The sequence below is a fragment of the Mycobacterium sp. genome (assembly GCF_032162105.1).
Classification (GTDB): Bacteria; Actinomycetota; Actinomycetes; order Mycobacteriales; family Mycobacteriaceae; genus Mycobacterium.
Genome location: NZ_JAVRPS010000206.1, coordinates 1 through 8689 on the forward strand (window position 1 = coordinate 1; position 8689 = coordinate 8689).

General features: G+C 67.6%; 9 protein-coding genes. 4 read left to right on the top strand and 5 right to left on the bottom strand.

The genetic code is table 11. From position 1 onward, the window contains the following. Positions 1-868 (bottom strand): aldehyde dehydrogenase family protein (locus QOC69_RS10420; protein WP_526439060.1); only part of this gene is annotated, 868 nt, incomplete at its 3' end. A 123-nt stretch (positions 869-991) separates the two neighbouring features. On the opposite strand from QOC69_RS10420, the gene QOC69_RS10425 reads away from it, so the two are divergent. The 4 genes from QOC69_RS10425 (at position 992) to QOC69_RS10440 (ending at position 5271) form a co-directional block, all read left to right on the top strand. Beyond that, positions 992-1513 carry an Lrp/AsnC family transcriptional regulator gene (locus QOC69_RS10425; RefSeq protein WP_526439062.1) on the top strand — a complete coding sequence of 174 codons (522 nt, stop codon included), beginning with the start codon at positions 992-994 and terminating at the stop codon, positions 1511-1513. After that, positions 1510-2892 (top strand): aspartate aminotransferase family protein, encoded by a 1383-nt coding sequence (locus tag QOC69_RS10430; protein WP_526439064.1) that lies wholly within the window; start codon positions 1510-1512, stop codon positions 2890-2892. The genes QOC69_RS10425 and QOC69_RS10430 overlap by 4 nt, the downstream gene beginning before the upstream one ends. 56 nt (positions 2893-2948) lie before the next feature. Then, entirely contained in the window at positions 2949-3938 is a 990-nt protein-coding gene (locus tag QOC69_RS10435) for an SMP-30/gluconolactonase/LRE family protein (RefSeq protein WP_526439074.1), read from the top strand. Between the two features lie 94 nt (positions 3939-4032). Continuing rightward, the gene (locus tag QOC69_RS10440) at positions 4033-5271 is read left to right on the top strand and encodes a D-alanyl-D-alanine carboxypeptidase family protein (protein ID WP_526439066.1); all 1239 of its coding nucleotides are present in this window, start codon (positions 4033-4035) and stop codon (positions 5269-5271) included. A gap of 3 nt (positions 5272-5274) precedes the next feature. Here QOC69_RS10440 and yhjD read toward each other — a convergent pair whose 3' ends face one another. Genes yhjD through QOC69_RS10460 form a run of 4 tightly spaced genes read right to left on the bottom strand, consistent with a single transcriptional unit; the run spans position 5275 to position 8519 of the window. Further along, positions 5275-6300, bottom strand: coding sequence for an inner membrane protein YhjD (gene yhjD, locus QOC69_RS10445; protein WP_526439076.1), 1026 nt, complete (start codon positions 6298-6300; stop codon positions 5275-5277). 25 nt (positions 6301-6325) lie between these two features. Continuing rightward, a complete protein-coding gene (gene trpS, locus QOC69_RS10450; protein ID WP_526439068.1) occupies positions 6326-7354 on the bottom strand; it encodes a tryptophan--tRNA ligase in 1029 nt (342 codons plus the stop codon). Positions 7355-7370: 16 nt separating this feature from the next. Continuing rightward, positions 7371-8183, bottom strand: coding sequence for an exodeoxyribonuclease III (locus tag QOC69_RS10455; RefSeq protein WP_526439070.1), 813 nt, complete (start codon positions 8181-8183; stop codon positions 7371-7373). Positions 8184-8192: 9 nt separating this feature from the next. Further along, the gene (locus tag QOC69_RS10460; protein WP_526439072.1) at positions 8193-8519 is read right to left on the bottom strand and encodes a hypothetical protein; all 327 of its coding nucleotides are present in this window, start codon (positions 8517-8519) and stop codon (positions 8193-8195) included. Positions 8520-8689 lie beyond the last annotated feature (170 nt).

Here is an 8689-nt window from a genome sequence, read left to right on the forward strand (position 1 = left end):
CGATCGCCCTGGTGGCGGCGGTGCAGTCCTGCCCGGTGTTGATCAGGGACGCGGCGACCGCGCCCTGGATGGCGGCGTCGAGGTCGGCGTCGTCGAACACCACGAAGGGCGCCTTGCCGCCGAGCTCGAGTTGAGTGCGGTGCCCGTGCACGGCGGCCGCGGCCATCACCCGCCTACCCACCGCGGTCGAGCCGGTGAACGTCACCAGGTCGACGTCGCGGTGCCCGGCCAGGGCCGTGCCGACGTCGTGCCCAGCTCCTGTGACGACGTTGAACACGCCGTCGGGCAGCCCGGCTTCGGTGGCCAGCCGGGCCAGCGTCAACGTCGTCAGCGGGGTGATCTCGGCGGGCTTGATCACCACCGAGCAGCCTGCGGCCAACGCGGGCAACACCTTCCACACCGCCATCTGCAGCGGATAGTTCCATGGCGTGATCGTGGCGACGACGCCGATGGCCCCGCGCCGGATGCTCGACGTGTGATCGGCGGAGTACTCGGCGGTCGCCTTGCCCTCCAGGTGCCGCGCCGCACCCGCGAAGAAGTCGATGTTGTCGACACTGCCCGGCACGTCGAACTCTCCTGCCAATCGCACCGGCTTTCCCGTCTGACTGACCTCCTCGGCCACCAGATCCTCGGCGTGCTCGCCGGCCAGCTTGGCCAACTTGGCCAGTACTGCCGACCGGTCGGCCGGCGTTGCGGCGGCCCAACCCGGCAACGCCTTGCGCGCGGCCGCCACTGCTGAGTCGACGTCGGCCGTGGTCGCAAGGGCGTACTCCGCGACCACGCCGCCGTTCGCCGGATTGACGATCTTGAACCGCTGACCGCCGGTCGCCACTGCGCTGCCGTCGATCCAGCTGCTCGTCTTGGTCATGGCGCAAACGCTAGCGGACCTAGTTGAGCCGGGCGGCGCATTCCCGCGGTACCGGCGGTCTCAGACGCGCGATTTCATCGGCATAGTTGCTTGATTCGACGGATTCCGTGCACAATCGTGGGCATGGTCAAGCCGGACGGATCCCCCGGCATCCAAGCCGTCTCGTTGCGAATCAACCAGTCCCGGCCAGGTGCCGCCTACCAACTCGATGAACTCTCCAAGGCGATCATCGAGAAGCTGCAGCAGGACGGGCGGCGGTCGTACGCGGGCATCGGAAAGGCCGTCGGTCTGTCCGAGGCCGCCGTACGCCAGCGCGTCCAGCGCATGGTCGACGCAGGCGTCATGCAGATCGTGGCGGTCACCGACCCGATGCAATTGGGCTTCGCGCGTCAGGCCATGATCGGCATCCGGTGCACCGGCGACACCACCAAGGTCGCCGAGAAGCTGGCCGCCATTGAATCCGTCGACTACGTGGTGCTCACCGCGGGGTCCTTCGACGCCATCGTCGAGGTGGTCTGCGAGGACGACGGGGACCTGCTGGACCTGCTCAACAAGAAGATCCGCGCCGTACCGGGAGTGATATCCACCGAAACCTTGGTTTACCTGAAACTCGTTAAACAGCAATACAATTGGGGAACTAGATGACAACAGTAGTAGAGCAGAAGACTTCGACCGATCTGGCCGCAAAGGCGAAGCGCCACCTGTGGGGCCACTTCGCCCGCCACGGCGAGGACATCACCCCGCCGATCATCACCCGCGGCGAGGGCGTCCACATCTGGGACGACAAGGGCAAGCAGTACATCGACGGGCTCTCCGGCCTGTTCGTGGTGCAGGTCGGTCACGGCCGCAAGGAGCTCGCCGAGGCCGCGGCCAAGCAGGCCGAGACGCTGTCGTTCTTCCCGCTGTGGTCCTACGCCACGCCCCCGGCGATCGAGCTGGCCGAGCGGATCGCGGGCTACGCGCCGGGCGACCTCAACCGGGTCTTCTTCACCACCGGCGGTGGCGAAGCCGTGGAGACCGCATGGAAGCTGGCCAAGAACTACTTCAAACTGACCGGCAAGCCGGGCAAGTACAAGGTCATCTCGCGCTCGATCGCCTACCACGGCACCCCGCAGGGCGCGTTGGCCATCACCGGCCTGCCTGCGTTCAAGGCGCCCTTCGAGCCCCTCACCCCTGGCGGGTTCCGAGTGCCCAACACCAACTTCTACCGCGCACCGGAGCCTTTCGACACCGACCTCAAGGCCTGGGGCCGGTACTGCGCCGACCGGATCGCCGAGGCCATCGAGGCCGAGGGCCCCGACACGGTGTGTGCCGTCTTCCTGGAACCGGTGCAGAACGCGGGCGGCTGCTTCCCGCCGCCGCCCGGATACTTCGAGCGGGTCCGCGAGATCTGCGACGAGTACGACGTGCTGCTGGTCTCCGACGAGGTGATCTGCGCCTACGGCCGCATCGGGTCCATGTTCGCGTGCGACGACTTCGGCTACGTGCCGGACATGATCACCTGCGCCAAGGGCCTCACGTCGGGATACTCCCCGATCGGCGCGATGATCGCCAGCGATCGGTTGTTCGAGCCGTTCAACGACGGCAAGACCACGTTCGGTCACGGCTACACGTTCGGTGGCCATCCGGTGTCGTCGGCCGTCGCGCTGGCCAACCTCGACATCTTCGAGCGCGAGGGCATCAACGACCACGTCAAGGAGATGGCCCCGGTGTTCCGGGCGACGCTCGAGAAGCTCTACGACCTGCCGATCGTCGGCGACGTGCGCGGTGAGGGCTTCTTCTACGGCATCGAACTGGTGAAGGACAAGGTCACCAAGGAGACGTTCAACGACGAGGAAAGCGAGCGGCTACTCCGTGGTTTTCTTACGCCCGCGATCTACGAAGCGGGGTTGTACTGCCGCGCCGACGATCGCGGCGACCCAGTGGTCCAGTTGGCTCCCCCGCTGATCAGTGGTCAGAAGGAGTTCGACGCGATCTACGAGATCCTGCACGGCGTGTTGAGCGAAGCCAGCCGCAGGATCTAGCGAGGACGTTATCGTCGGCGCGTGCCAACGAAGTCGCGCCGCGGACGCGAGGAGCAATACCGGTGAAGCCGCCGATCCACCCCGTCCGCTGGCAGCCGCCGCCCGTGGACCCGCTGCCCGACCAGCCCGCCCGACCGGTCACGGTCGTCCCGCTCCCAGGCGACGGGCCCGAGGACGTCGTCGTCGACGCCGACGGCCACCTCTGGACGGGTCTGGTCGACGGGCGCATCGTGCGGATCTCGCCCGACGGCGGCGAGAAAACCGTCGTCGCCGACACGGGTGGCCGCCCGCTCGGCATGCACGTCGCGCGTGACGGTCGGGTACTCATCTGCGACAGCTACCGCGGGCTGCTGTCGATGGACCCGAAGAGCGGCGAGCTGACGACGTTGGTGGAAAAGATCGACGGTCGGCCCTTACGATTTTGCTCGAACGTCACCGAAACATCCGACGGCACAATCTATTTCACCGAGTCGACCAGCGAATTCCACTTCGAGCACTTTCTTGCACCGATCATCGAGGCGCGCGCCACGGGGAGCCTGTTCCGCCTCGCGACCGATGGCACCGTGACCACGCTGGTCGACGGCTTGTACTTCGCCAACGGGGTGACGGCGACCGCCGACGAGTCGGCGCTGGTGTTCGCCGAGACCGTGGGGCGCAGGCTGTCCAAGTACTGGCTGACGGGTCCGCAGGCGGGAAGCGTGACGCCGTTGGCGGAAAATCTTCCCGGCATGCCCGACAACATCTCGACGGGTTCCGACGGCCGGATCTGGACCGCGTTGGTGACGCCGGTCAACACCGCGGCCGAGGGCCTGATGCCGCGGGCCCCGTGGATTCGACAGGTGATCTGGCGGCTCCCGGCTCGACTGCAGCCGAAGGTCAAACCCGAGATCTGGGTAGTGGGCTTCGACGCGGACAGCGGCGCCGCGGTCGGCGGCATCCGAACGACGCATCCCGACTTCGGCGGCGTCACGGGCGTCGTCGAATCGGCGGGCCGACTGTGGATGTCGACGATCGAGTTCCCGGCCGTCGCGTACTTCGAGCCGTGACGGCTCTCGAGCCGCCCCACTGGTAGCAATAGTCACTCTGGTAACAGCGTGGCTACCGGAAAATGCGGGCCAGATCTCCTACCCTGCAGACACGATGGCTACCTTCGGATCCGCCCCGCGCCGGGCAGCGTGCCTGCTCGTGGCAGCCGCGCTGCTGACCGCACCCGCCCTGGTCAGTACGCCCGTCGCGCACGCCGACGACGCCTGCCCGTACCGCGTCACGACGCCCCCGGCCGTCGACTCGTCAGAGGTCCCGACCGCGGGTGATCCGCCAGCCCCGCTACCGGTACCGGCCACCCCACTCGGCGGTGACGCCCTGTCCAGCTGCGGCATCGTCACCGCACCCGGCACGCCCCCGCTGCCTGGCGACGTCTCCGCCGAGGCGTGGCTGGTCGCCGATCTCGACACCGGCGAGGTCATCGCCGCCAAGGACCCACACGGTAGGCACCGGCCCGCCAGCATCATCAAGGTCCTGGTGGCCATGCAGGCGATCAAGGAGCTGCCGATCCACAAGCAGGTGATCGGTACCGTCGAGGACTCCAATGCCGAGGGCACCCGGGTGGGCGTCGACGAGGGTGGCGTCTACACCGTCGACGACCTGCTCCACGGCCTGCTCATGCACTCGGGCAACGACGCCGCGCACGCCTTGGCGGCCCAACTTGGCGGTATGGACGCCGCGGTGGGCAAGATCAACGACCTGGCGGGCAAGCTCGGCGGCCGCGACACCCGCGCGGCCACGCCATCGGGCCTGGACGGCCCCGGCATGAGCACCTCGGCCTACGACCTCGGACTGTTCTACCGCTACGCCTGGCAGAACGCCGTCTTCACCGACATCGTCGCAACCCAGAAGTACGACTTCCCAGGCCATCCCGGCAACGCCGGCGAGGAGAACAACCCCGGCTACCAGCTCGAGAACGACAACCAGCTGCTCTACAACTACCCCGGCGCCATGGGTGGCAAGACCGGCTACACCGACGACGCGGGCCAGACGTTCGTCGGCGCGGCCAACCGCGACGGACGCCGACTGGTCGCGATCATGCTGCACGGCACCCGCCTGCCGATCGCCCCGTGGGAGCAGGCCGCACACCTGCTCGACTACGGCTTCGCGACCGCGCCTGGCACCAAGGTCGGCGCGTTGATCGAGCCAGACCCCTCGCTGCGGGCGACCAAGGTCGATCCGGCCGCCGATCCCGCGGCCGCCCAGGCCGTCGCCTCCACGCTGCCACCCGCCGACGCCATGCCGGTCAGGGTCGGTGTCGGTGTCGTAGGGGCCGTGGTGGTCTTCGCTCTCATCATGGGTGCGCGCACGCTGAACCGCCGTCCCACCATCTGACGGTCAGGGACGTCGCCGGGTCAGGTGCGAAAGCCCGAGTGCACCAATGGCTCCCACCGCCGCGGCGGCAATCGCGCCGCGGGCCCCGAGGCCTTGCCGTACCTCCACGCGAGGCGTGATCTCCGCCGGGTCGGGCGGGCCGACCGGCGCGATGGCGAGATTGTCCGACGACGTCGCCGCCCACGCCGTCGCGAACAGGATCAACCGCGCCGTGATGTAGGCGAACACCATCAGTCCCAGCACCGGACCGAAGGTGGCGCCCGCCGGCCCGTGCACCACCGACTTCAGATAGATCGACGCCACCTGTTTGAAGATCTCGAAGGCCACGGCAGCCAGCAGTCCCGCGCGCATGGAGCTGCGCAGCGTGACCGCCTCCCGCGGCAGTCGGGCGATGATCCAGGTGAACAGGAGCCAGGACACCAGCAACGACAACACCAACGACACCGCGCGCAGGATCCCGCTCAACGCCGAAACGTCGGAAATGCCAACCCATCCCAGGACCCGCGTCATGAGGTCCGAGCTGCCGAGCACGGTCAGCGCGATGGTGATGGCCAACACCACGAACGTCGACACCAACGCGATCAGGTCCGACAGCTTGGTCACGAAGAAGTTTCCTGGCTCGCGGCGCTGCTGCCACATGGAGCTGAGCGCCTCACGCAGGTTGGCCATCCAGCCCAGCCCGGCCCACGCCGCGGTGGCCAGGCCGATCACGCCGACCGACGTCCTCGACTCGATCGCCGAGTCCATCAGACTGATGAGTTGCTGCCCGAGATCAGCGGAAACCGCGGACTTGATCTGCATCTCGATCTCGGCGAGCAGATCCGGCCGCCGCGACAGGACGAACCCGGCCACGGCGAACGCGACCATCACCAAGGGAAACAGCGCGAAGACCGTGAAATACGTGATGCCAGCGGCGAAGAAGTCGCCCTTGCTGTCCTGGTAGCGCTCCTGTGCCCGCATGACGCGGTCCAACCAGACGAACCTGGTCCGCAGCCGGTCCATGAAACCCGGTTTGGCCGGTTCGGTCACACCAGCCACACGACCCTCCTTGGCGCTACGGACGTTTCGAAAGAAACCCTAACCGGTCATACACCCGCTGCAACGTCGTCGCAGACACGTCGTCGGCGCGCCGGGCACCCGCCGCGAGCACGGCCTCCAGTTCGGCCGGGTCGGCCAGCATCTCGTCCACCCGCGCCTTGATCGGCGTGACGAACTCCACGACGGCATCGGCGGTGTCGGCCTTCAGGTCGCCGTAACCGCGCCCGGCGTAGCCCTCGACCAGCTTGTCGACCTCGGTGCCGGTGACGGCGGACTGGATGGTCAGCAGGTTGGAAACCCCCGGCTTGGCGTCGCGGTCGAAGCGGATCTCGCGCTCGCTGTCGGTGACAGCCGAGCGGATCTTCTTCGCGGTCTTCTTCGGGTCGTCGAGCAGGCTGATCAGTCCTGCGTCAGTGGCCGCGGACTTGCTCATCTTCGCGGTCGGATCCTGAAGGTCGTAGATCTTGGCCGTGGCCTTCTGAATCATCGGCTCGGGTACCACGAACGTGTCGGGGAACCGCGCATTGAACCGCTGCGAGACGTCACGGGCCAGTTCGAGGTGCTGCCGTTGGTCCTCGCCGACCGGCACCAGGTCGGTGTCGTAGAGCAGGACGTCGGCGGCCATCAGCACCGGGTAGGTGAACAACCCGACGGTCGTCGCGTCCGCGCCTTCCTTCTGCGACTTGTCCTTGAACTGCGTCATCCGCGACGCCAGCCCGAAACCGGTGAAACACCCAAGCACCCAACTCAATTCGGCGTGTGCGGGCACGTGGCTCTGCACGAAGACGGTGGCCCTGGCAGGGTCGATACCCAACGCCAGGTACTGCGCAGCGGTCACCAGGGTGCGCTTGCGCAGCATGTTGGGATCCTGCGGGATCGTGATCGCGTGCAGGTCGACGACGCAGAAGTACGCGTCGTGGTCGTCCTGCAGGCCTACCCACTGGCTGATCGCTCCCAGCGCGTTGCCGAGATGCAGGGAGTCGGACGTGGGTTGCACGCCGGAGAAGACGACTCTTCCTGGCGCTCTGGTGGCGTTGGTGCTCATGATGCCCTCAATACTTTCACGCCGGGCCAACGGCATATTCGACGGTCACGGGGGCGTGGTCGGACCAGCGCAGCGCGTAGGCGTCGGGCCGTTCGACCCTGGCGGCGAGGACGCTCGGGGCCAGGGCGGCGCTGGCGAGCTGATAGTCGATCCGCCACCCCGCGTCATTGTCGAACGCCTTGCCCCGCCACGACCACCAGCTGTACGGCCCGGCCACACCGGGGTGCAGGACGCGGACCACGTCCACCCAGCCGGTGGCCAGCAGATCGGTCAGCCATTGACGCTCGCTCGGCAGGAAGCCCGACTTCTTCTGGTTGGCCTTCCATGCCTTGATGTCGGACTCGGTGTGGCCGATGTTCCAGTCGCCACAGACCACCGCGGCGCGCCCAGCGGAGTTCAGCGTCCCCATCCGGCCCGCGACGGCAGCCATGAAGCGTTCCTTCTCCAACTGCCGGTCGGTGGCGGCCTCGCCGGTCGGGAAGTACACGCTGGCGACCACGAGGCCGCCCGTGTCGATCTCGAGATAGCGTCCGTGCGAGGCGAATTCGTCAGCCTCGGGTCCGATGAGCACTCGGCTGATCGGGTGCCGGCTCAGCACGGCGACGCCGTTGCGGCCCTTGAGGTGGGGGTCGGCCGAGGCCAGCTGCCAGCCGTCGGCGAGGGCGGGCGCGAGCGCATCGGCCAGCTGCTCGTCGTCGGCCCGGGTCTCCTGCAGGCACACGACGTCGGCCGTCGTCTCCTTCAGCCAGGCCAGCAGTCCGAGATTCTCGGTTGATCGCTGCTTGACCGCCGCGCGGATGCCGTTCACGTTGATGGTGCTCACGATCACCGGGCGACCCTAACCGAGGTCGCCAAACCGGCGGTGCAGCGACTGCTTCGGGACACCGAGCACACGGCCGATCTCGGCCCAGGAATATCCGGCGACGCGGGCTGTCCTGACCGCGTCTGCGTAACGCAGTCTTGCGCGGTGGAGGTCGTCGCGGGCGCCGGCCAGTTCCCGCGCGCTCGCGCCGCTCACGACCTCGACGAAGACGGGGTCGGGCCCATCGGGCACGGGTGGTCGCGGCTGCGCTTGCTCGATCTCTTCCAGTGCCTTGCGACGTAGTGCGGCGATCGTCGGGTCAGAAGCCCACCACGGTTCCGTCGCCTCATCCCTTGCCCCCATCTGGGAAGTACCTCCGCCCTGCGCCGTCAACATTTGATGACGCCGCACAGAAGCATGTCGTCCCCCACCGACAGGGTCGGCGATCCGACAGGGTCGTCGTTGCGGTACCGGCGGTATCACCTTAGTGTCGGCCGCATGCCCGAACGTGACCCGATCCACGTAGGTTCCGG